The sequence below is a fragment of the Streptomyces sp. NPDC014006 genome, from assembly GCF_043088925.1.
Lineage (GTDB): Bacteria > Actinomycetota > Actinomycetes > Streptomycetales > Streptomycetaceae > Streptomyces.
In genome coordinates, this window is record NZ_JBICAJ010000004.1 from 218,594 (window position 1) to 240,723 (window position 22,130).

19 protein-coding genes and 1 pseudogene are annotated in these 22,130 nt (G+C 72.5%); 9 read left to right on the top strand and 11 right to left on the bottom strand.

From position 1 onward, the window contains the following. Positions 1–134: 134 nt before the first annotated feature. Complete coding sequence (locus tag ACF1GV_RS16225; RefSeq protein ID WP_391680772.1) at positions 135–1,706, bottom strand: FAD-dependent oxidoreductase; 1,572 nt, start codon at positions 1,704–1,706, stop codon at positions 135–137. Continuing rightward, a complete protein-coding gene (locus ACF1GV_RS16230) occupies positions 1,703–2,302 on the bottom strand; it encodes a TetR/AcrR family transcriptional regulator (protein WP_391680775.1) in 600 nt (199 codons plus the stop codon). Before ACF1GV_RS16230 ends, ACF1GV_RS16225 begins: the two co-directional genes overlap by 4 nt. 147 nt (positions 2,303–2,449) lie before the next feature. On the opposite strand from ACF1GV_RS16230, the gene ACF1GV_RS16235 reads away from it, so the two are divergent. From ACF1GV_RS16235 to ACF1GV_RS16250, 4 genes are all read left to right on the top strand, one after another. Then, complete coding sequence (locus tag ACF1GV_RS16235; protein ID WP_391681608.1) at positions 2,450–4,048, top strand: FAD-binding oxidoreductase; 1,599 nt, start codon at positions 2,450–2,452, stop codon at positions 4,046–4,048. A gap of 69 nt (positions 4,049–4,117) precedes the next feature. Further along, positions 4,118–4,999 (top strand): YegS/Rv2252/BmrU family lipid kinase, encoded by an 882-nt coding sequence (locus ACF1GV_RS16240; RefSeq protein WP_391680777.1) that lies wholly within the window; start codon positions 4,118–4,120, stop codon positions 4,997–4,999. 183 nt (positions 5,000–5,182) lie between these two features. Next, positions 5,183–5,671 carry an SRPBCC family protein gene (locus ACF1GV_RS16245; RefSeq protein ID WP_391680780.1) on the top strand — a complete coding sequence of 163 codons (489 nt, stop codon included), beginning with the start codon at positions 5,183–5,185 and terminating at the stop codon, positions 5,669–5,671. Between the two features lie 103 nt (positions 5,672–5,774). After that, a complete protein-coding gene (locus ACF1GV_RS16250; RefSeq protein WP_391681611.1) occupies positions 5,775–6,272 on the top strand; it encodes a hypothetical protein in 498 nt (165 codons plus the stop codon). Between the two features lie 111 nt (positions 6,273–6,383). On the opposite strand, the gene ACF1GV_RS16255 is transcribed toward ACF1GV_RS16250, so the two are convergent. Both ACF1GV_RS16255 and ACF1GV_RS16260 read right to left on the bottom strand, forming a co-directional pair. Continuing rightward, the gene (locus tag ACF1GV_RS16255; protein ID WP_391680782.1) at positions 6,384–6,938 is read right to left on the bottom strand and encodes a hypothetical protein; all 555 of its coding nucleotides are present in this window, start codon (positions 6,936–6,938) and stop codon (positions 6,384–6,386) included. A 230-nt stretch (positions 6,939–7,168) separates the two neighbouring features. Beyond that, a complete protein-coding gene (locus tag ACF1GV_RS16260; protein ID WP_391680784.1) occupies positions 7,169–7,540 on the bottom strand; it encodes a thioesterase family protein in 372 nt (123 codons plus the stop codon). Between the two features lie 188 nt (positions 7,541–7,728). On the opposite strand from ACF1GV_RS16260, the gene ACF1GV_RS16265 reads away from it, so the two are divergent. Further along, positions 7,729–10,056, top strand: coding sequence for an FdhF/YdeP family oxidoreductase (locus ACF1GV_RS16265; protein ID WP_391680786.1), 2,328 nt, complete (start codon positions 7,729–7,731; stop codon positions 10,054–10,056). Beyond that, complete coding sequence (gene fdhD, locus ACF1GV_RS16270; protein ID WP_391680788.1) at positions 10,044–10,877, top strand: formate dehydrogenase accessory sulfurtransferase FdhD; 834 nt, start codon at positions 10,044–10,046, stop codon at positions 10,875–10,877. The genes ACF1GV_RS16265 and fdhD overlap by 13 nt, the downstream gene beginning before the upstream one ends. On the opposite strand, the gene ACF1GV_RS16275 is transcribed toward fdhD, so the two are convergent. Together ACF1GV_RS16275 and ACF1GV_RS16280 are read right to left on the bottom strand one after the other, a co-directional pair. Beyond that, complete coding sequence (locus ACF1GV_RS16275; RefSeq protein WP_391680791.1) at positions 10,872–11,801, bottom strand: LysR family transcriptional regulator; 930 nt, start codon at positions 11,799–11,801, stop codon at positions 10,872–10,874. The two genes, fdhD and ACF1GV_RS16275, sit on opposite strands and share 6 nt — an antisense overlap. Before the next feature lie 226 nt (positions 11,802–12,027). Beyond that, complete coding sequence (locus ACF1GV_RS16280) at positions 12,028–12,789, bottom strand: hypothetical protein (protein WP_391680793.1); 762 nt, start codon at positions 12,787–12,789, stop codon at positions 12,028–12,030. A 193-nt stretch (positions 12,790–12,982) separates the two neighbouring features. Between ACF1GV_RS16280 and ACF1GV_RS16285 the strand changes: the two genes are divergently transcribed. Then, on the top strand, positions 12,983–14,446 hold the full coding sequence (locus tag ACF1GV_RS16285) for a phytoene desaturase family protein (protein WP_391680794.1): 1,464 nt from the start codon (positions 12,983–12,985) through the stop codon (positions 14,444–14,446). Here ACF1GV_RS16285 and ACF1GV_RS16290 read toward each other — a convergent pair. The 4 genes and pseudogenes from ACF1GV_RS16290 to mdlC form a co-directional block, all read right to left on the bottom strand. After that, positions 14,427–14,801 (bottom strand): VOC family protein, encoded by a 375-nt coding sequence (locus ACF1GV_RS16290; RefSeq protein ID WP_363264226.1) that lies wholly within the window; start codon positions 14,799–14,801, stop codon positions 14,427–14,429. The genes ACF1GV_RS16285 and ACF1GV_RS16290 overlap by 20 nt on opposite strands. A gap of 211 nt (positions 14,802–15,012) precedes the next feature. Beyond that, positions 15,013–15,462: pseudogene (locus ACF1GV_RS16295) on the bottom strand (MFS transporter); the annotation flags it as partial. Beyond that, positions 15,463–16,917, bottom strand: coding sequence for a benzaldehyde dehydrogenase (locus tag ACF1GV_RS16300; RefSeq protein ID WP_391680797.1), 1,455 nt, complete (start codon positions 16,915–16,917; stop codon positions 15,463–15,465). Positions 16,918–16,948: 31 nt separating this feature from the next. Then, positions 16,949–18,529, bottom strand: a complete 1,581-nt coding sequence (gene mdlC / locus ACF1GV_RS16305; protein WP_391680800.1) for a benzoylformate decarboxylase — start codon at positions 18,527–18,529, stop codon at positions 16,949–16,951. A 49-nt stretch (positions 18,530–18,578) separates the two neighbouring features. On the opposite strand from mdlC, the gene ACF1GV_RS16310 reads away from it, so the two are divergent. Next, positions 18,579–18,824 (top strand): LysR family transcriptional regulator, encoded by a 246-nt coding sequence (locus ACF1GV_RS16310; protein WP_391680802.1) that lies wholly within the window; start codon positions 18,579–18,581, stop codon positions 18,822–18,824. Between the two features lie 178 nt (positions 18,825–19,002). Here the strand turns inward: ACF1GV_RS16310 and ACF1GV_RS16315 are convergent, their stop codons facing one another. Beyond that, positions 19,003–20,397: a cellulase family glycosylhydrolase gene (locus ACF1GV_RS16315; RefSeq protein WP_391680805.1), complete on the bottom strand. Its 1,395-nt coding sequence runs from the start codon at positions 20,395–20,397 to the stop codon at positions 19,003–19,005. Between the two features lie 137 nt (positions 20,398–20,534). Between ACF1GV_RS16315 and ACF1GV_RS16320 the strand changes: the two genes are divergently transcribed. After that, positions 20,535–22,064: a ricin-type beta-trefoil lectin domain protein gene (locus ACF1GV_RS16320; RefSeq protein WP_391680808.1), complete on the top strand. Its 1,530-nt coding sequence runs from the start codon at positions 20,535–20,537 to the stop codon at positions 22,062–22,064. Positions 22,065–22,130 lie beyond the last annotated feature (66 nt).

Here is a 22,130-nt window from a genome sequence, read left to right on the forward strand (position 1 = left end):
CGCGGTTTCGGTCATGTTTCCGCAGCGCGAAAACGCGCTGAACGGCCAACTGGGGCCGCTCAGCGCGTAGTTGCTCTCTTCAGTGACCATGGCCGGTTCGCTGCCGAAGCGGACCGGCCCGGTATGCGCTTGCGTCAGCCGAGCGTGGCCAGGACCTCGCCGACGATCTCCTCCGCCGCCGGCCGTGCCGCCTCGCGGTCCTCGGGCACCACACCGATCCGGGTACGGCGGTCGAGGACGTCCGCGGCGTCGAGCGCGCCCTCGTGGCGCACGGCCCACAGCAGTTCGGCCCCGGTGACCGGGTGGCCGGGCAGGACGGGTTCACCCAGGCGCGGGTCGTGCGCGGCGACGGCCTGAACAGCGGCGGCCTCCGTGCCGTACCGCTGGACGAGGCGGCGCGGCGCGGGCAGTGCGCCGAGCCGGGCCGGGGCGGCGGCGCCGACCAGGGGCAGTGCGGCGGTGAGGGAGGGGCCGGCGGTGAGGCGGCGGGTGGCGACGGCGCGGTCGACGGCGTCCTCGGCCATGCGCCGGTAGGTGGTGAGCTTGCCGCCGACGATGGTGACCACCCCGTCGGAGGAGGTCAGCACGGCATGCCGGCGGGAGATGTCGGCGGTCCTGGCCGGCGTGCCGTCACCGGCCGTGTCCAGCAGGGGGCGCAGCCCCGCGAAGGCGCCCACGACGTCGGCGCGGTGCAGTGGGGTGTCCAGCGCGGAGCCGAGGATGTCGAGCAGGAAGCCGATGTCCGTCTCCGGCACCTCCGGCACGTCCGGCACCGGTCCCTCGACGGGTTCGTCGGTGAGACCCACGTAGACCCGGCCGTCGCCCTGCGGAAGGACGAGGACGAAACGGTTGGTCTCGCCGGGAACGGGGATGTGCAGGCCGGCCGGCAGCGGGCCGAGGCGGTCGGCGCGCAGCACCAGGTGGGTGCCGCGAGAGGGGCGGATCCGGATGCCGTCGACCAGGCCGTCCGCCCACACGCCGGTCGCGTTGATGACCGCGCGGGCGCGCAGGAAGCCCTCCTCGCCGGTGAGTTCGTCGCGCACCCGGGCGCCGGTGCCGGACAGCTCCAGGGCTCGCACCCGGGTCAGGACGCGCGCGCCGTGTGCCGCCGCGGTGCGGGCGAGGGCGGTGACCAGGCGGGCGTCGTCGGTGAGCCTGCCGTCCCAGGAGAGCAGGCCGCCGCGCAGCCCTCCCGAGCGCAGGCCGGGGGCGAGCGTGCGGGTCTCCACCGCCGACAGGCGGCGCGGCGCCGGCAGTGTGGCGCGGGCCGTGCGCGCCGCCAGGCGCAGTGCGTCACCGGCCCGGAAGCCGGCCCACGCCAGCGCTGCCTGGCCGCGGGATACCAGCGGTGTCAGCGGCAGTACGAACGGCTGGGCGCGCACCAGGTGGGGGGCGGTGCGTTCCATCAGCACGCCGCGCTCCACGGCGCTCTCGTGCGCCACGTCGAACTGCGCGGAGGCGAGGTAGCGCAGGCCGCCGTGGATGAGCTTCGAACTCCAGCGCGAGGTGCCGAAGGCCAGATCGTGCGCGTCGACGGCGGCGACCGTCAGCCCCCGGGCGGCCGCGTCCAGGGCGACTCCCGCGCCGGTGGCGCCGAGCCCGACGACGAGGACGTCCACCGGCTCGGCGCCGACGGTCGTGGCGAGTTCGCGCGTACGGCGCGCGGCGGACAGGGATGAGCCGGGGTGCGGGGCGTCGGTGCTCATGGGGTGAGGGTCCTCTCCAGAAGGGTCCGCAACTCCCCGAGCAGAGCGGCGGCGTTGAGGTCCGGGTCGTCCTCGTCGGTCATCGTCCGCAGTGACAGCGTGAAGGACTGGACGACGAGCAGCAGGGCGCGGGCCTGGCGTTCGGGATGGCCGGGGCGGACCGATCCGTCGGAGTGACCGTCGCGCACGCCGTCGGTCAGCAGGCCCAGCAGGGCTTCCTGGCTCGCGCCGCGCCGGTCCAGCACGTACGGCAGGAGCAGTTCGGGGTCGACGTCGAGGATCTTGTTGAAGAGCGGATGGGCGCGGAAGGCCTCGACTCCATGCGTCAGCCCCTCGACGATGAGTTCCCGCGCGCTGCGGCCCGGCGTGCGCTGAGGCATGGCGGCGGTCGCCACCCCGACCCACTCGCGCGTCATCAGGTCGCCGACCAGGGAGCGCACATCGGGCCAGCGCCGGTACAGCGTCATCCGGGAGACGCCCGCGCGGCGCGCCACGTCGGTCAGGGTCGTGCGGCGGACGCCGACGGCCAGAACGCAGTCGCGCGCCGCGTCGAGCACCGGATCGTTGTCCCCATCGTTGTGACGAATAGGCGTCATGTGTCACAGTGTAACGCCCGCGCCGCGGTGACCGCCCCCGGGCGTCCCCGCGCCGCGCCGACCGACGCCGACCCGGGCCGACAGATCGATGGATCGACAGATCGATGGATCGAGAGGTCAATCGACCGACAGATGAGGACAAGCGCCGTGGACATGCTGTGGAACGGCTGGGGCGACCCGGCCAAGGCGGCACCGCTGCCCGAGCCGGTGATCGGCCTGCTGCGCGAGATGCTGGGAGTCAAGCCCCGCGAGGCCGAGCCGCCGGGCCTGGCGGACATCGCCGTCCCCGACTCGCCGCTCGATCAGGCCGTACGGCGGGAGCTGGCCGCCGCCGTCGGCGACGAGGACCACGTCCGCACGGACGCCGAGACCCGGCTCCGGCACACCCGCGGCAAGTCCACCCCCGACCTGCTGCGCATCCGCGCCGCCGACGTAAGCGACGTCCCGGCCGCCGTCGTACTGCCGGCCGGGCACGACGACGTCGTCGCCGTCCTGCGCGTCTGCGCCCGCCACCGGCTCCCCGTCGTACCGTTCGGCGGCGGCACCTCCGTCGTGGGCGGCCTCGCCCCCGAGCGGCGCGGCCCCTTCGTCGCCCTCGACCTGCGCCGCATGGACCAACTGCTCGACATCGACCCCGTCTCCCGCACGGCCACCGTGCAGCCCGGCCTGCGCGCCCCGCAGGCCGAAGCGCTGCTGGCCGAGCACGGGTTCACGCTCGGCCACTTCCCGCAGTCCTATGAGTGGGCCACCATCGGCGGCTTCGCCGCAGCGCGCTCCAGCGGGCAGGCGTCCGCCGGCTATGGCCGGTTCGACGACATGGTGCTGGGCCTCACCCTCGCCACCCCCGAGGGCACCCTCGACGCGGGCCGCGCCCCCCGCTCGGCCGCCGGACCCGATCTGCGCCAGCTCGTCCTCGGCTCCGAGGGCGCCTTCGGCGTGATCACCTCCGTGACCCTGCGCCTTCGGCCGGTGCCGCAGGTTCGCCGCTACGAGGGCTGGCGCTTCGCCTCCTTCGCCGAGGGCGGTGCGGCCCTGCGCCGGCTCGCCCAGGACGGGCCGCGCCCCACGGTGCTGCGGCTGTCCGACGAGACGGAGACGCTCATCGGCCTCGCCCAGCCCGACGCCATCGGCGCGAACGGCCTGCCGAGCGACGCCGGCTGCCTGGCGATCGTCGGTTTCGAGGGCACCGAGGAGGACACCGCCCACCGCCGCGAGGGCGCCGCCGCTGTCCTCGCCGGACTCGGCGGCACCTGCCTCGGCGCGGAACCGGGAGAACGCTGGGCGCGCGGCCGCTACTCCGCCCCCTACCTGCGTGACTCCCTCCTCGACGCGGGTGCGTTCGCCGAGACGCTGGAGACCGCCGCCTTCTGGTCGCGCATCCCAGGCCTGTACACGGCCGTACGCGACGCGCTCACGGCGACGCTGACCGAGGCGGGCACCCCGCCGCTGGTGATGTGCCACATCTCCCACGTCTACGACAACGGCGCCTCGCTGTACTTCACCGTCGTGTCCGCGCAGGGCGAGGACGACCCCGTGGCGCACTGGACGCGGGCCAAGCACGCCGCCAACGAGGCGATCCTCGCCGCCGGTGGCACCATCAGCCATCACCACGGCGTGGGCACCGACCACCGCGACTGGTACGTGCGGGAGGCCGGCCCGCTCGGCGTGGCGGCGCTGCAGGCCGTCAAACGGCGACTGGACCCGCACGGACTGCTCAACCCCGGCGTCCTGCTCCCGACCGACTGAAACGCTTCGGCCGGTTCCCTCGGCCACATCCCCTCGGCCCGCCCGCTCGACCGCCCCGGAGGCTCACCCATGCGACAGTTCACCGCCGTCGTCAACCCCACCGCGGGCGGCTCGACCGCCGCGGCCGCGCTGCTGCGGGTCGCCCACGCGCTGCGGGCGGCCGGGGCCGACTTGGACACCGAGTACAGCCGCAGCCTGGCCCACGCCCAGGACATCGCCCGCAGCGCCGGGGAAGCGGGCCGGGTCGTGCTCGCCGTCGGCGGCGACGGCATCGCCGGCGGCATCGGGGGCGCCCTCAGCGGCACCGGGTCGGTGCTCGGGCTGGTCCCCGCCGGCCGGGGCAACGACTTCGCCCGCGCCCTCGGCCTGCCGGACGAACCCGACGCCCTCGCACGGCTGCTGCTGGAGGGCAAGCCGCGCCCGGTGGACACCATCGAGGTCGAGTCCGCCGTCCACCACAAGGCGGTCGTGCTCGGCAGCGTGTACGCGGGCGTCGACGCGCTCGCCAACCGCCACGCCAACCACTCCCGCCTGCTGCGCGGCTCCGCTTCCTACTACGCCGGCGGGCTGCGCGCGGTGACCACCTGGCGGGCGGCGAACTACCGCGTCACCGTGGACGGTACGGAGCACACCCACCGCGGCTACACCGTCGTCGCCGCCAACTCCCCGTACTACGGCTCCGGCCGCATGATCGCCCCGGGCGCCCGCGTCGACGACGGCCTGCTGGACGTCGTCATGATCGAGCACGCCCCCCGCCGGCTCTTCTTCGCCCTGATGAACGAACTGGCCACCGGCGCCCACGTGACCCGCCCCCAGGTGCGGGTGGTGCGCGGCCGCGAGATCCGCATCGAGGCCGACCGCCCGGTGCCGTACGGCGCCGACGGCGAGGTGGACGCCGTCCTGCCCGTCACGGCACGGGTGCTGCCCGGGGCGTTGCGCGTCCTGTACTGACGGCGAGGATCGAAGACGACAGCGGTGACATCGCGGACGGGATCTCGTGCCTCGGCCGCCGGCGGATCGTCCTCCGCGGTGAAGCACCGGCAGAACGCGCTGCCCGCCACCGGCGGCTCCTGACACCGAACCCACGCACCGGCACCGACGGCCCAGCCGCGGCCTCCGGCCTAGGCTGGGCCCATGTACACGACCCGGCTTTCCCGGCATGTCCGTGCTCCCCGTTCGGCCGTCTACCGGGCCCTGCTCGACGCGGACGCGATCGCGCGGTGGCGCGTGCCGGCCGGGATGACCAGCCGGGTCCATGAGTTCGACGCCCGCCCCGGGGGAGGCTTCCGCGTCTCCCTCAGCTACGACGCTCCCGGGACCGAGGGCAAGTCGGCCGCGCGGACGGACACTTACCGCGGCCACTTCGCCGAGCTGGTCCCGGACGCGAAGGTCGTGGAAGTGCTGGAGTTCGAGACCGACGACCCCTGCCTGCGCGGCCGCATGACGATGACGACCACCCTCACCGACGCGGACGGCGGCGGCACGCACGTGCTCGTCGTGCACGAGGGCATCCCGGACGCCGTACACCCCGAGGACAACGAGACCGGCACCCGCATGGCGCTCGACCGGCTCGCCCGCCTGGTCGAGAGCGTGGATGAACCGCCCTCTGGCCAACGCGCGTAGACCTCCGGCATCATCTCCCTGCACCACCTGCACAGTCACCTCACAGGACGTATGACTTCTCGCAGGGAGGTTCCACGTGCACCACGTGAAAACGCTCCTGGGGCTGCGGATCAGATCGATCCTGACCGCTCTCGCCCTCGTCGTCGCCCCCGGCGCCGTCGTCCTCGGCACCGCAGGCGACGCGTTCGCCGTCACCAAGATCACTCACGCCACGGCCACGTCGATGTTCCGCGACGTCGGCATCACCTGGTCGTCCTCCGGCAACTGCTCCGACCGCAACAACTCGACCTGTACGTCCTTCGACCAGCTCAACCTCGCCACCGCGCAGGGCGCCCAGACCCTCAAGCGCGCCAGCGGGTGCGCGCTGAACATCACCGGCGGCACCGAGACCGGGCACGCGTCCGGGACGTACTCGCACTGGAACGGCTACAAGCTCGACTACAGCAAGTACACGTGCGTCGGGAACTACATCAAAAACACCTTCACCTACATCGGCCTGCGCGGTGACGGCGCTCCGCAGTGGAAGTCCGCCTCCGGCAACATCTACGCCGACGAGGGCAGTCACTGGGATGTCCTGTACTACAACTGCGGCGGCTGCTGACCCGGCTGTTCCGTAGGCGGTCACAGGCGGGCGGGGACGGGGCCCCCGGCCCTCGCTCACCCGTATCGGTCACAGGCGCACGGCGTCGGGGGCCGTGCGCCGGTCCCTGCGTCACTGGTGGACGACGGTCCGCCCTCCGATGACCCACAGTCCGGCCGCAACCGGGGCGCACTTCGTGGCCCGGGCGGGCCTGGTCGGGTCCGACAGGTCGGCGCCGGCCCAGCCGGCCCGGTGCTCGCCGTGCGCGTCGGACGGGTAGAAGGTGAGCCCTGTCTCGGGGTGCCAGTCGGCCGGCCCGGTGGTCGCCGGCCGGCCGGCCGGCGTGGCGGTGGCCGTGGTGACCGGCCCGGTGACGGTGACGGCGCCACCGTCGAGGGTCAGGCAATCGACGTCGAACTCGACCCGAACGGTGCCCTGCCCGAAGAACACATGTTCGACGACGGCCCGCCCGCCAGTGCGCTCGCCGACGGTCCGGGCGTCCACCCAGGCGGTGAGCCGCTCACCGGGGTTGGCCCCGGACCCGTGCTCGTTGAGCAGGGTCCAGCTGCGCACGGCGAGGTGCTCGGCGGGCACCGGTGGCCGTGCCGCCGCAGCGGTTCCGGCGGTGCCGGACAGGAGGGCGACGGCCGCGGTGACGAGTGCGACGGCGACGGTGAGCTTGCGCATGGGCAATCCTCCACGAGCAGAAGGCGGTCGGGCATTCGCCCGCTGCCGTCACACTCCCAGCTCACCCGGCCCGCGGCCTCACCCGCACGGAGGGACCAGCTCCCCCGGGCGGCGGAGGCCGCCCTCCTCCGCCTGGTGGTCGACGGACTCGGCCGCCCGCGGGCGGCACCCGTCATCGGTGACTTGCGCTATGGCGCAACACCACCGCCCGTGTCACGGCGAGGCCCGTGTCACCGCCCCGCAGCCGGCGCCGGCACGGCCGCCAGGAACCGCTCCCGGTCGACGACCGCCCGGTCGATCTCGCCGGTCGCGATCAGGTTGCCGGAGCCGTCGACCGCCTGCACCGGGAACGTCAGGCGCCGGCCGTCCGCGGTCGACGGCGACTGCGCGGTGACCTCCACCAGCTCACCCACCCGCGACGCGCACAGATGCCGGATCCGTACCGCCGTGCCCACGGTAGTGCGGCCCGCGCCGACGAAGGGCGCGGCGGCTTCCATCGTCGCCGCCTCCATCCACGCGATGAGTCGTGGCGTGGCGAGGACGGGCACATCACCGCTGCCCACCGTCGTCGCGGTGTCGGATTCGGTCACCACATGGCGCATACGGCCACGCTATCGCGCGTAGGCCACCGAGCCGCCCCGCACCCCGCCGGGCCGCGACGCCGCAGGTCAGAGGCCAGATAAGCCGCGCCTATCAGGTGATCGAAAACCCCTCTTTGACACCTGACAGGCGACGGGACGAAGCTGCCGGTCGGTCATCGCGGAGCCGGCAGAAAGAGGCGGACGACACCATGAGCGGTATCGAGGACCCGAGCGACGATCTGTCGGTCACCCCGCCGAAGCGCTGGGCGACGGGCATGCCCGCGGTGACCCACGCCTTGGAGTATTCCCTGGAGCAGACCTCCGTGCGGCGCACCGCGCTGACGTTGCTGAACATCAACCAGGCCAAGGGGTTCGACTGCCCGGGCTGCGCCTGGCCGGAGCCCGCCCCGGGCAAGCGCCACCGCAACGAGTACTGCGAGAACGGCGCCAAGCACATCGCCGACGAGGCCACCACGCGCCGGGTCACCGCCGATTTCTTCCGCCGCCACTCGATCGCCGAACTGGGCACCAAGTCCGACTACTGGCTCAACCAGCAGGGCCGGCTGACCGAACCCATGGTCAAGCGGCCCGGCGCGCAGCACTACGAGCCCATCGGCTGGGACGAGGCGCTCGACGTGCTCGCGCGGGAACTGCGCAGCCTGGACTCACCGGACGAGGCCCTCTTCTACACTTCGGGACGCCTGAACAACGAAGCCGCCTTCCTGCTGCAGCTGTTCGCGCGCGCCCTCGGCACGAACAACCTGCCCGACTGCTCCAACATGTGCCACGAGTCCAGTGGTTCGGCACTGCAGGAGACCCTCGGCATCGGCAAGGGCAGCGTGTCGCTGGACGACATCCACCAGGCCGACCTGGTCTTCGTCGTCGGGCAGAACCCGGGCACCAACCACCCGCGGATGCTCACCGCGCTGGAGGAGACCAAGCGGGGCGGCGGCCGGGTCGTGGCGGTCAACCCGCTGCCCGAGGCCGGGCTGATCCGCTTCAAGCACCCGCAGAAGGCCCGCGGGATCATCGGCAGGGGCACCGCGATCGCCGACCGGTTCCTGCAGATCCGCCCCGGCGGTGACCTCGCCCTCTTCCAGGCGCTCAACCGGATGCTCCTGGAGGCGGAGGACGCCGCGCCGGGCACCGTGCTCGACCACACGTTCATCGACACCCGCACCACCGGCTTCACCGACTTCGCCGAGCACGCGCGCAAGACCACCTGGGACGACGTCCTCGCCGCGACCGGGCTCACCCGCGAGGAGATCGAGGACGTCCACGATCTCGTCCTGCAGAGCAAGAAGATCATCGTGTGCTGGGCGATGGGCCTGACCCAGCACAAGCACGGCGTCCCCACCATCCGCGAAGTGGTCAACTTCCTTCTGTTGCGCGGCAACATCGGCCGGCCGGGCGCGGGCGTGTGCCCGGTGCGCGGGCACAGCAACGTCCAGGGCGACCGCACGATGGGCATCTGGGAGCGGATGCCGCAGTCCTTCCTCGACTCCCTGGGCCGCGAGTTCGGCTTCATCCCGCCGAGCCGGCACGGCCTGGACTCGGTCGACGCGATCAGGGCCATGCGCGACGGCCGGGCCAAGCTCTTCGTCGGCGTGGCCGGCAACTTCGTACGGGCCACACCCGACAGCCGGGTCACCGAGGACGCGATGCGCAGGTGCCGCCTGACCGCGCACATCTCCACCAAGCTCAACCGGTCGCACACGGTCTGCGGCGAGATCGCGCTCATCCTGCCCACCCTCGGCCGCAGCGACCGCGACATCCAGGCGACCGGTGAGCAGTTCGTCACCGTCGAGGACTCCATGAGCGAGGTGCACGCCTCGCGGGGACGCCTGGCGCCGGCCTCGCCGCACCTGCTCAGTGAGGTCGCGATCATCAGCCGGCTGGCCCGCCGTACCCTCGGCGGCACACCGGACATCCCGTGGGAGGAGTTCGAGGCGGACTACGGCACCGTCCGCGACCGGATCGCCCGCGTCGTCCCCGGCTTCGAGGACTTCAACGCCCGCGTGGCCAGGCCAGGCGGGTTCCGTCTGCCCAACCCCGTCAACCAGGGCGTCTTCCGCACACCGAGCGGCAAGGCCGTCTTCACCTGCAACGAGTTCACGATGCCGCACGTCCCGAAGGGACAGCTGCTGCTGCAGACGCTGCGCTCCCACGATCAGTGGAACACCGTCCCGTACGCGATGAACGACCGCTACCGCGGCATCCACAACGCCCGCCGCGTCGTACTCGTCAACCCCGACGACCTGACCGCTCTCGGCCTCGCCGACCGTGACCCGGTGGACCTGGTGACGGTCTGGCACGACGGGGTGGAACGCCGGGCGGAGGACTTCCGCGTCGTCGCCTACCCCACCCCCCGCGGCTCCGCGGCCTCCTACTATCCCGAGACCAACGTCCTCGTCCCGCTGGACAGCGTCGCCGACATCAGCAACACCCCCACCTCCAAGGCCGTTCTGGTCCGGCTGGAGCCCGCCGGGGCGCATTCCCGTACCGCCACAGGAACGGAGCCCGCATGGGACGCGTGACCGCTCGGCGCAAGGTGCTGCGTGTCCGCGACGGGGTCGCCTCCTACCGTCCGGACACCCTCGCCGCCGAGGAGCCGATGGAGATCCGGGTCGGCGGGCGCCCCCTCGCCGTCACCATGCGCACGCCGGGCGACGACTTCGACCTCGCCGCCGGATTCCTAGTCGGCGAAGGCGTCCTGCACTCCGCCGCGGACGTCGCCGCGATCCGCTACTGCGCCGGCGCCACCGCGGACGGCGGCAACACCTACAACGTGGTGGACGTGGCCCTGGCGCAGGGCGTGCCCGCCCCCGACGCGTCACTGGAGCGCACCTTCTACACCACGTCGTCCTGCGGGCTGTGCGGCAAGGCAGGTCTGGACGCGGTCCGCACGACGGCCGCCTGGTCCGTGGCAGGCGACCCGCTGCGCCTCGGCCCCGACCTGCTCGCGGCCCTGCCCGGAAAACTGCGCGCGGCGCAGAAGGTGTTCGACAGCACCGGTGGACTGCACGCGGCGGGACTGTTCACCGCCGACGGCGAACTGCTGTGTGTGCGCGAGGACGTGGGGCGGCACAACGCCGTGGACAAGGTCGTCGGACACGCACTGCGCACGGATCTGCTGCCCCTGCGCGGGAGCGTGCTGATGGTCAGTGGCCGGGCCTCCTTCGAACTGGTGCAGAAGGCGGTGATGGCCGGCATCCCGATGCTCGCGGCCGTCTCCGCGCCCTCCTCGCTCGCCGGGGACCTGGCCGAGGAGAGCGGACTGACCCTGGTCGGCTTCCTGCGCGGCGAGTCCATGAACGTCTACGCCGGAGCCGAGCGCCTGGAGCCGCTGTGCTCATGACCGGCCCGGTTCGGCGGGCAGGCGTTCCAGCGCGGCGGCGACATCGGTGCGCCGGGCGATGTCGAGGAGGGCCCGCGCCATGACCGACCCCGGCTCCCGGGCCATGACGACCAGTCCGACCGGCACCGTCCGGGCCGGCTCGACCAGCGGCACCGCCCGCATGCCGTACGGCACACCGAAGACGTGCAGCCAGGCGTGCGCCACGATGCTCGCCCACCGGCCCGTGCGCACGTGGGCGAACAACGCGGCCACCGAGTCGGTCTCCACCCGGGGCGAGGGGTGGGTCCCGGCCTCCGCGAACTGCTCGTCGAGCACCCGGCGGCCCTGCATCGACGGATTCAGCAGACACAGCGGCAGCCGGGACGCCTCCGCCCAGGTCGCGGTCGCGCGACGGGCCAGGGCGTCGGCCGCCGTGAGCAGCAGGACGTAGCGCTCCTCGTAGAGCGGGACGGAGTGGAACTGCTCCGGCAGTGCGTCGCGCACATAGGTGAGCCCGGCGTCGATCTCGAAGTTCTGCAGCTGCCGCAGGATGTCCACCGACTGCAGGTCCGCGATCACCTCCACCGTGGTCAGCGGATGCGCCGCGCAGAACGGATCCGTCAGCAGCGAGGCGGCCCCCGAAGCGGTCGGCACCGAGCCGATCCGCATCCGCCCGCTCAGCCCGCTGCGCAGGGCGCCGGCCTCGTCCTTCAGGGCGTCGCGGTCGGCCAGGATGCGCTGCGCCCATACGACGATGCGCTCACCCTCCGGGGTGAGACCCTCGAACTTGCGGCCGCGCCGCACCAGCGGCACGTCGAGTTCCTCCTCCAGCTTGCGGATGGCCTCCGACAGTGCGGGCTGGGAGACGTAGCAGGCCTGGGCGGCACGGGCGAAATGACGTTCCCGGGAGAGGGCCACCAAGTACTCGAGTTGGCGAAACAGCACGTCCTCGGTCTACCCGACGCCTCCGCGGAAAGCCAATCAGCCCCTCGGCGCGAGCGGTGGAGGGGTGACAAGCCCAGGAGTATCGTGATTATGGGTACGCCAGTGACCTGTGTGTCTCCGTTCATGCCGTGGGAGGTCACCATGTCGTCCAAGCGACGCCGGAAGAAGAAGTCCCGCCGCAACCACGCCGCCAACCACGGGAAGCGCCCGCAGTGCTGACGGTGAGTCAGCTCTCCGGCTGAGCCTCCTGCTCGGCTGCCTTGGTGTCCGCGCCGGTCGTCTCCGGTGCCGCCTCAGAGGCGGTGTAGAACACCGACGTGCCCTGCTTCGACCGCTGGGCATGGTTGCGGGCGACGAGGCTTTCGAGCGTGGTGCGCACGACCGTCGGCTTGATGCTGCGCTCGGGGTGCGCGTTGCCGAGCGCGTCGGCGATCTCCGCCGCCGAGCGCGGCTCCTTCTGTTCCGTCAGGTGCTGACGGACGAGTTCGACGAGCTTGGGCGCCCCGGCCGCAGCCGCCGGTGTCCTGGCGGCGGACTTCTTGGCGGCCTGCTTCTTGGCAGTGCCGCGCGAGGCCGCCGGAGCCTTGGCCGTCCCGGTCGCCTTGGCCGTCCCGGCCGTCCTGGCGGTGTTGGCCGCCTTGGCGCTCTTGGTCGTCTTCGCGGCCGTCGACCGGGTCCGCTTGCCTGCGGCGGGCTTGCGCCCGGCCGCCTTGCGCGGGGCGGGCACGACGACCCCCTCGGCCGGGCTCTCGGACGTCACCGACTCCGTTGCCGCCCGCGCCTCCTCTACGGCCGACGCACCCTGAAGCGCCTGGTACATGTTCTGCAGCACCGCGAAGTCGTGCTGGAGTGCGGCGAACTGCTCCTGCAGCGCGGCGATCTCCGCGCTGATGCGCTCGCGTTCCTTGGTGTTGTGCTCCAGGTCGCTCGTCACCTGGGTGAGGTACTGGGAGGTGAGTTCGGTGGCGGACACACTGCTGTCGGACATGGTGTTGGTTCTCCCTAGGTTTCCCGCGGTGTCACAGCAGGTCTCCCGCCGTGTCACAGCGCGATCAGTTGGGACACAGCATGGTGGGGCGGCTCCCCACCCTGCAAGGCCCTGGCCCAAGTCATGGTCGTCGTGGTAACGACTGCCCCCATGTCAGGAGACGACTCACCATGACGACCACACCCGGCCCGCGATGACATCGGCGGTCGTCGTCGGCAGTGGGCCCAACGGGCTCGCCGCCGCTGCCCTGCTCGCCGTCGCGGGGCTCGACGTGACCCTGCTGGAGGCCGCGGACGAGACCGGCGGCGGCACCCGCAGTTCCGAGGCCCTGGTACCGGGACTGCTGCACGACCATCACTCGGCCATGCACCCCATGGCCGTCACCTCACCGGCCCACCGCGCCCTCGGTCTCGACCGCCACGGCCTGCGCTGGCGCTGGGCCGCCGTCGACTGCGTACACCCGCTCGACGACGGCACCGCCGGGGTGCTCCTGCGGTCCGTCGCACAGACCAGTCACCTGCTCGGACCCGACGGCGCCCGCTACCGCGCACTGGTCGAGCCGTCCGTGCGCCACTGGGACGCGCTCGCCGCCGACATCATGGGCCCCCTGCTGCGCGTCCCCGCCCACCCACTGCTCCTGGCACGCTTCGGGCTGCCCACCGCCCTGCCCGCCGCCACCCTGGCCCGACTGTTCACGACGCCCCGGGCCAAGGCACTGTGGGCCGGTGTCGCGGCCCATGGTTTCCACCCCCTGACCCGGCCCTTCACTTCGGCCGTGGGCCTCGGCGTCCTCGTCGCCGGGCACGCCACCGGATGGGCCGTCGCCGAAGGCGGCTCGCGGTCCATCGCCCGCGCCATGGAACATGTACTGCGCGAGCACGGCGGCACGGTCCACACCGGCGTCCGCGTCACCCACCACCGGCAGATCCCGCCCGCCGACGTGACGCTGCTGGACCTCGACCCCGGCCAGGCCGCCGCCCTCTACGGCGACCGGCTCCCGGCCCGCACACGCGCCGCCTACCGGCGTTACCGTCGCGGCCCGGGCGCCTTCAAACTCGACCTGGCGGTCCGCGGCGGCGTCCCCTGGCGCAACGCAGATGCCCGCCGTGCCGTCACCGTCCATCTCGGCGGCCCCTTCGCCGAGGTCGCCCGCGCCGAGCGGGAGGTGGCGGCCGGGCGCATGCCCGAGCGCCCGTTCGTCCTGGTCGGCCAGCAGTACCTGGCGGACCCGTCCCGCTCGGCCGGTGACATCCACCCGGTGTGGGTCTACGCCCATGTCCCGTACGGCTATGACCTGGACGGCACCCAGGTGATCCTCGCGCAACTGGAGCGCTTCGCACCCGGCGTGCGCGACCGGATCGTCGGCCTGCGCGCCACAGGGCCCGCCGCCCTCGCCGCGGGCAATCCCAACTTCGCCGGCGGGGACATCCTCACCGGCGCCGAGACCGTCCCCCGCCTGTTCTTCGGCGCCCGCCCGGCACGCGACCCCTACGCCACGGGCCTGCCGGGGGTGTTCCTGTGCTCCGCGGCGACACCGCCGGGCCCGGGCGCCCACGGCATGTGCGGTGCCGGGGCGGCGCAGTCCGCGCTGCGCCGCCTCGGCATGCGGCCACTACTGCTGCCGCCCGCGGATCGACCTACAGATACGGCCGGGTGATCAGTTCGATCGCATGCCCGGCGGGGTCCTTGAAGTAGACGCCCCGCCCGCCGTGCTCATGGTTGATCTCGCCCGCCCGGCGCATCTGCGGATCGGCCCAGTGTTCGACGCCGCGCTCGCACAGGCGCCGGTACGCCCGGTCGAACAGTTCGTCGTCGATCAGGAAGGCATAGTGCTGCATCTGGATCTCCACCGGCGGCTCGGCGAACTGCAGCAGGACGCCGTCCGGGAGCTGGATGTTGGTGAACGGGCCCCAGGACGGTGCGGGCGCCACCTCCAGCAGTTCGCGGAAGAAGCGAGCGGATTCCTCGCGGTCCTTGGCGGCGATGATGGTGTGGTTGAAGCTGACGGACATGTTTCGGCAGACCTCGTGGTTCGGAACGGATACGGGCTCGTGGTTCACGAGTACCGGGAGGTCCGCGTGCCGAGGTGTGGGGGTGCGTGTCGCGCACCCGCGGTGGGATCAGCTCTCCACCGGGTCGCCGATCCGTGCATGGCGTAGAGCCGGTCCGGTGTTCACGATCCGGACCCTACGCGATCACGACGCGCCCCCACAACGCGGTTTCTCAGACGGCCGGTTCGGCGGCCGGCTCCGTAGCCGCCCGAGGGCCACGGCCCGGCAGCGTGAGCACCGCCAGTACGGCGAGAACGGCCACCGCGGCGAAGAAGCAGAAGCCCCACGGATGCCCGATGCCCGCGGCCACCAGCGCCCCGCTCACCGACGGGCCGACGATCGAACCGATCCGGCCGATGCCGGAGGCCGAACCGAGCGAGGTGCCCCGCACGGCGGCCGGGTAGAAGGACGTCACATAGGCGTACACCAGCACCTGCGCGGAGAAGACGAACACTCCGGTGAGGAACACCACCGTGTCCAGCAGCAGGCCGATGTCCGACCTGACGCTCAGCAGCGCCGGCATGACCGCCGCCGCGGCGAACCATCCCAGTGTGGTGTCCTTGATGCGCCCCCGGTCGGCCACGAATCCGGCCGGGACCGGCCCGGCGACTCCGCCGACGTGTCAGTACGGGTAGTCGGCGATGTCGGGGCGGACGGTGAGCCACTGGGTCTCGGTGAACGCCTCGATGTTCGCGGCGGCACCCCCGAACCGGGACCCCGTGCCGGAGGCCTTGACCCCGCCGATGGGGGCGTTCGGCTCGTCGTCGACGGTCTGTTCGTTGATGTGGACCTTGCCGGATTCGATGCGGTCGGCGAGCCGCATGGCCGTCCCGACGTCACCGAGGATGCCGACGGACAGCCCGTAGGGGCAGTCGTCGACGATCCGGGCGGCTTCCTCCACCGTGGAGAAGCCGACGACGGGTGCGACAGGCCCGAAGATCTCCTCCTGCCAGGCCGGCATGTCCGTCGTCAGCCCGGTCAGCACGGTCGCGCGATAGCCCGCCCCGGCGATCGCGCCGCCCGCGGCGACCTTGGCCCCGGCGGCCACGCTGTCCGAGACGATCCGGTGGATCCGCTCCAGCTGGCGCCGGTCGATGATCGGGCCGAGCGCGACCTCCTCGCGCGCCGGATCCCCGACCGGCAGCGCCTCGGCCTTCGCCGCGAGCGCCGCGACGTAGTCGTCCAGCAGCGCCGCGTGGACGATGTGCCGGCCGGTCGTCATGCAGATCTGCCCCTGGTGCAGGTACGACCCGAAGGCGCCCGCGGACGCCGCCTTCGCCACGTCGGCACCCGGCAGCACCACCAGGGCGTTGTTCCCGCCGAGTTCCAGATGGGCCCGCTTCAGCAGCCGCCCTGCCTGCTCGCCGATGGCCCGCCCGACCGCTGTGGAGCCGGTGAACGACACCACCCGCACCTCGGGCGCCTCCACCACCGCCTGCCCCACCGAGCCGTCGCCCGGCAGCAGGTGCAGCAGCCCGTCGGGCAGCCCGGCCTCCTCGAAGACCCGCGCGATGACCACACCGCCGCCGACCGCGGTCCGCGGATCCGGCTTGAGCAGCACCGCGTTGCCCAGCGCGAGCGCCGGCGCCACCGAGCGCAACCCCAGGACGAGCGGGAAGTTGAACGGCGTGATCACGCTCACCACACCGGCGGGCCGACGGCGGGCGAGGGACCAGCGGGCCTCCTGAGAGGCGAGCACCTCACCCTGCGGATGCGTCGGCAGGCCCGCGCACTCGAAGCACTCGCCGATCGCGAGCGCTACCTCGAAACCCGCCTTGGCCCGCACCGAGCCGGCCTCCCGCACCAGCCAGTCCTCGATCTCCGCGGCGTGCCTGGTGAACAGCTCGCCCGCCCGCCGCAGCACGGCCGCCCGCTGCTGCGGCGAGGTCCGCGCCCACTCCCGCTGCGCCTCGGCGGCCCGGGCGGCAGCCCGGCGTACGTCGTCGGGGGCGACGACCCCGATGGTGCCGAGCCGGTCACCGGTGGCGGGCTCGAGCACCGGCTGCTCGGACGCGGAGCTGCGCCAGCCCCCGCTGAAGAACCTTCCGCTCCAGACGTCGCTGTCCAGAACTGTCATCGGCCGTGCCTTTCTCGTCTTCTCGTCGCGGTCAGTCGGGGGTGGTGAGCGCGGTGTCCACCTGGATCAGCCGCGGCCCCTCGGGGCGCACGGCGAGCAGCGCCCGCAGCTCCTCGGCACTCGACGCGTGCGCGGCCCAAACGCCGTATCCCTCGGCGATCCGGGTGAAGTCGAGGCCCGGGATGTCCAGTCCGGGCGCGTCCGCCACACCGAGCAGCCCGCCGAACCAACGCAGCGCCCCGTACGTGCCGTTGCGCAGCAGCACCACGGTCAGCGGCAGCCGCAGCCGGGCCGCCGTCCACAGGGCCGTGATGCCGTAGTTGGCCGATCCGTCGCCGCTGACCGCGACGACGGGGCGGTCGGGACGGGCGAGCGCGACGCCCACCGCGCCGGGAAGCCCGAAGCCGAGCCCACCGGCGGCCGGGAAGTAATACGAGCCGGGCCGGCGCAGGTCCATCTGTCGCCACCACGCGGCGTTCGTCGACGTCGACTCCACCACGTACGCCGTGTCCTCGGGCAACTCGTCGCGCAGCGCGGCGAAGACCTCCTCGGGGTGAAGGCACACGTCCTCGGCCGTCTGCGGCGGCGGCACCGGCCGGTAGGGGCCGGCGGGCGCGGCGGGCGCGTCGAGGGAGGCCAGCAGCAGCTCGATCACCGCACCGGGATCGGCCACCAGCGCCTCGCCCATCGGCGACCGCGCCGCGGCCGAGGCATCCGAGGTGATCTGCACCAGGCGGGCCCCTTCGGGCAGATAGCGCCCCGGCAGGTACTCGTGGTAGCGGAAGACGGGCGCGCCGAGGACCAGCACCAGGTCGTGGCCCTCGAAGGCCTCGCGGACCGGTTCGATGCCGGCGGGCAGCACACCGCGGAACAGCGGGTGCCGGTTGGGGAAGGGCAGCCGGAACAGTGACGGCGCCGCCCACACCGGGCCGCCCAGGGCCTCGGCCAGCCGGACGGCGGTGCCGAAGTGACCGTCGGTGTCGATGTCGCCGCCCAGCACGAGCGCCGGCCGCCGCGCCGACGTCACCCGGTCCACGAGCCACCGCGCCTGCTCGGCGCCGGGCGCGCACGCCTGCCGCACCTGCCGGTCCAGGACGGCGAGGGCGTTGTCCCCGGCATCCGCGGCCCAGTCGTCGTAGGGCACGGACAGATACGTCGGCCGCCGCTGCAGCCGTGCCTCGAAGACCGCCTGTGCCAGCGCCCGTGGCACGTCCTGCGCACAGGACGGCTCGGCGGCCCATCCGACGAGGGGTTTCATGAGCGCGGGCGCGTCCACGTTCGTCAGGTTCGCCTGTGGACCCATGGCCGCCCGCACCTGCTGCCCGGCCACCACCACCAGCGGCGTACGGGAAGCCACCGCGTTCGTCAGGGCACCCATCGCGTTCCCGGAACCGGCGGCCGCGTGCAGATTGACGAGCACCGGGCGGCCCGTGACCTGGGCGTACCCGTCGGCCATGCCGACCACCGCGCCCTCGTGCAGACCCAGCACATAGCGGAAGCCGTCGGGCAGCTCGGCGAGGAAGGGCAGTTCGTTGGAGCCGGGGTTGCCGAAGATCGTGGTCAGCCCCTGGCGGTGGAGGAACTCGTGGGACACACGGCGAACGGAGGGCACGGGACGTTCCTTTCCGAAGTGACGCACGCCACGCTAAGGATCCCGCGACATGGACTCCAAGAGATGTTTCCGCGCGGCGACACAGAAACCGCCGATAGGGAAGCGGTCGGTGGAGTCCCTCGGCATGAGGAGCTTCGACCTCAACCTGGCCCGCATCTTCATCCTGCTGTACGAGACCGGCAGCGTCACGGCCACCGCCGACACGCCGCACCTCACCCAGCCCACGGTGAGCTACAGCCTGGCCAAGCTGCGCCGCCACTTCGGCGACGACTTCCGGCGCACCGGCGCGGACTGACGCCGACCGAGGTGCCGGCCACGTACGGATTGCTGAACCGGGTGGCCGTGGAACGGATTGCTGAACCGGGTGGCCGTGGACGCGACCCGGTTCTCCGATCAGGTCGGTCTGCTCCAGCAGGCAGGGCAGAGGTACTCGGCGAACGCGTCAGCGCGGCCCAGCTCCCGTCGGCCACCGGTCACTGGTCCGCGATCCGCCGCACGGTGACGGTCACCCCCTGGTCGGGTGCGGCCAGCAACCATGCCCGGCCGGGCCGGCTGCGCAGTACCGTCGCGTTGGCGGTGATCCGCCAGGTGCCCCGGGGCAGGGACAGCTCCGTCAGCCGGGTGCCGTGTCGTGCGGCGCGGTAGGCCAGTCGGTACACACCCGTCGCGGGGTCGTACGACGCCGAGCGCACCGTGCCGGCCACGCTCACCGCGTACGGTTCGGCGGTCAGCTCCTTGTTCTTGCGGAAGGCACCGGAGTCGTCGACCGCGCAGTATCCGCCTCCGTAGCACCACACGTAACCCGCCCAGCCGGAGGAGTAGCGGGCCAGTGAGGCCATCGCGTCGCCGTAGAAACGCCGCATGTTCGGCAGCGAGTTGTTCAGCGGACCCCACTCGCCCACCACCACCGGCACCTTGTACCGCTTCGGGTACGCCACCACGGCCCGTTCGTACGCCTCGATCCATCCGGCGCCGGGGTCGTAGTCCGCGCCCGCCTCCATGGCCGTGTTGTAGAAGTGCGGGGCGTACACCACCTTCGGGTCGTCGACGCGTCCGAGACCGGTCGGCACCCCCTCCCCGACGATCGGGGTGGGCTCGACGAAGACCCAGCCGTCCCGGTCGGCCGAACGCACCGCGTCGGCGAGGCGGTTGTACAGGGGGGTGAGCTGCTCGCGCTCGATGCGGCCGGCGGCCGTGGGCAGGTCCTCGCCCTGCTTCAGCTCACCCATCGGCTCGTTGATCAGGTCGTAGCCGATCAACGCCGGGTGGTGGGCGAAGCGGTGGGCGAGCACCCGCCACGCGCCGGCCTGGGCGCGGCGCAGGTCGGGGTCGTCGTAGAGGTGGGTGAAGGCGCGCTGGACGGCGGGCTCGAAGTACTCGGCGAACCAGTCGTCGGGGTGCGGGGTGAACGGCAGGCCGTCGGTTCTGGTCGCCCACTCGGGGATGCCGCGATGGCCGAACGCGGGCCCGAAGACGTCCTGGTGGGCGTCGAGCACCACCTTGATGTCAGAGCGCTCGGCCCAGTCCAGGATGCGCTGGATCTTGCTCAGATACGCCTCGCTGTAGTGGCCCGGCCGAGGCTCCAGGTCGTCCCAGAAGACCAGCAGCCGGGCGAAGTCGAAGCCCTGGGCGCGCATGTCGCGGAAGTGCCGCTCGGTGATGGCGGACAGCGCCTTCTCGCCCCGGTGGGTCTTGTCCTCCACGTTCCAGCCGCGCAGTGTGAGCACTCGCCCCTGGCGGTCGGTGAGGTGGGGAATGCCCGGCTCTCCCTGCCGGGCCGGGGTGGGGGCCTGGGCGTATGCCGGGAGGGCGGCGGGGACGAGCAGCGCGGCCGCAACCACGCTCGCCGTCAGGGTCGTTCGCAGCACGGGCACCTCCGGGGTCGGTGACACACGGAGCCACGAAGCGGAACTTGAGACTCCCTCAACTTTACTCGGCAGAGGTATTCCCAAACGCGGCTACCGGCCAGTAAATACCGTGGGTAACCCCACGTCCAGGAGGTGTCATGAGACGCTCCGGGTACCGCATCCGGTGGACCGTCACCACCCTCGCCGCCCTGCTCGGCATGGCGACGGCCACCCTTCCCGCCACCGCGGCCACCGCCGACGGCGCCCCGCGGCAGGTGTCCGCCACCACCCCGCTTCCGCCCGACCTGGAGGCCGTCCGCGCCGCCGAGGCCACCCAGCTCTACGGCGACCCGGCCGAACGGCCCCTCGCCGACCGCAGGACCGCGCTGATCTCCCTCGGCGACAGCGAGATCTCCGGCGAGGGCGTCGGCACCTACGAGACGCCCACCAACGGCCCCGACAACTGGTGTCACCGCTCACCCGACGCGGCCATCCACCGCACCGGCATCCCCGCCGACCTCACCTACAACGTCGCCTGCTCCGGCGCCTACACCGGCAACATCAGGATCGGTGGCGGCAAGCAGTACGCCGACGAACTCGTCCAGAGCGACAGCCTCGCCGTCAAGGCCCGCAACACCCGCATCAAGATGGTCCTGCTGGTCGCGGGCGCCAACGACGACCTGCAGTTCGGCCCGGTCATGACCGACTGCGTCGAGCGCTACCTGCTCTCCCAGGGCCCCTGCGAGCCCAAGTACGCACCGGGCTGGCAGGCCCGCGTCGACGCCCTCGTACCCAAGGTCGAGCAGACCGTCCGCGACCTGAAGTCCGTGATGCGCGACGCCGGTTACGCCGACGGCGACTACAAGCTCGTGCTGATGAGCTACCCGAGTCCCATCGGTCCCGACTTCCGTGACAACCCCGGCTTCACCACCAAGCTCGCCTGCGGCGGCCTCGGCTACGACTCCGACACCGTCTGGGGCCGCAACACCGCCGTCCCCGCCTTCGAACACGGTATCCGCAAGGCCGCGGCCGAGACAGGCGCCTTCTACCTGGACAACTCGCGCCTGTTCCACGGCCACGAGGTGTGCACGGAGAACACCTGGGCCCGGGGCCTGTTCATCGACGTGTCCAAGCCCGGCCTGCCCGACGAGAACTCCGTGCGCCAGTCCTTCCACCCCAACGCCCGCGGCCACGCCGCCTTCGCCACCTGTCTCACCCGCTTCTACACCGCGGGCCTGCGCGAGGCGTCCTGCGCGGACGTCGACTCCTCGGGCACACCGACGCTCTTCCCCTTCGCCTGGGACGACGTCTACAGCGCCGTACGCAACGAAGCCACCGGCACCTGCATGGACGTCACCGCCTCCCGCAGCGCGAACAACACCGGCGTGCTCGGCTGGGACTGCACCGGCAACCGCAACCAGCAGTGGTGGTACGACGCCGCCCGGCAGACGTACCACACCGAACTCACCCAGGACCGCTGCCTGGACGTCCCCGGCGCCCAGTACCGTGCGGGCGCCGCGCTGATCGTGTGGAACTGCTCCGGGGCGGCGAACCAGAAGTTCGTCCGTGACGGCGCCACGATCCACCCGGTCGCCGCGACGGGACTGTGCCTCACCCAGTCGGCACTGCGCGAGCCACTGCGCCTGCAGAACTGCGACGGCTCGGCGAACCAGCGCTTCACCCCCTGAGCCGCGTCGGCGCCCACGGCCGGCCGGCGCACTGTCCCGGCCGGCCACCACCGGTGGCGCATGGCG